This is a genomic window from Rhizobium ecuadorense (assembly GCF_001187535.1).
GTDB classification, from domain to species: domain Bacteria; phylum Pseudomonadota; class Alphaproteobacteria; order Rhizobiales; family Rhizobiaceae; genus Rhizobium; species Rhizobium ecuadorense.
On the sequence record NZ_LFIO01000440.1, the window covers coordinates 1 to 218 of the forward strand.

Consider the following 218-nt stretch of genomic DNA (forward strand, 5'->3'; position numbering starts at 1 on the left):
ACTGAATTTGGCCGGGATTGCTGGGTCTCAGCCATCGACGGGCAATCGCAGTGTCACCACCGTGCCTCGGCCGGGCTCGCTTTCCAGACGGAGATGGCCCCGTGCTTCCCGAACGAAGCGGTTCACCATCGGCAATCCGAGGCCGCCAAGCCCCGATGTTTTCGTCGTGAAAAACGGATCGCTCGCCCGGCGTAGCACATCTTCTGTCATCCCGAGAC

Annotated in this window: 1 protein-coding gene; it reads right to left on the reverse strand. The window is 61.9% G+C overall.

The annotated features are described in order from the left end of the window. Window positions 1-27 precede the first annotated feature (27 nt). Window positions 28-218, reverse strand: a 191-nt coding sequence (locus AF337_RS11050; RefSeq protein ID WP_244471219.1) for an ATP-binding protein, incomplete at its 5' end; no start/stop codon positions are given.